The organism is Apilactobacillus pseudapinorum, assembly GCF_040369555.1.
Classification (GTDB): Bacteria; Bacillota; Bacilli; order Lactobacillales; family Lactobacillaceae; genus Apilactobacillus.
Genome location: NZ_BAABVU010000001.1, coordinates 1 through 415, shown reverse-complemented (window position 1 = coordinate 415; position 415 = coordinate 1). Strand labels below are relative to the sequence as shown.

General features: G+C 49.6%; 1 rRNA gene. It reads right to left on the bottom strand.

The features are described 5' to 3' along the window. Positions 1–415, bottom strand: a 16S ribosomal RNA gene (locus ABWU86_RS00005); the annotation flags it as partial.

Here is a 415-nt window from a genome sequence, read left to right as displayed (position 1 = left end):
CATGAACAGTTACTCTCATGCTTGTTCTTCTTTAACAACAGAGTTTTACGAGCCGAAACCCTTCATCACTCACGCGGCGTTGCTCCATCAGACTTTCGTCCATTGTGGAAGATTCCCTACTGCTGCCTCCCGTAGGAGTCTGGGCCGTGTCTCAGTCCCAATGTGGCCGATTACCCTCTCAGGTCGGCTACGTATCATCGTCTTGGTGGGCTTTTATCTCACCAACTAACTAATACGGCGCGGGTCCATCCCGAAGTGATAGCAGAGCCATCTTTCAAGTCGGAACCATGCGGTTCTGACTAATTATGCGGTATTAGCATTTGTTTCCAAATGTTATCCCCCGCTTCGGGGCAGGTTACCCACGTGTTACTCACCAGTTCGCCACTCGCTCCGAATCCAAAAATCATTTATGCAA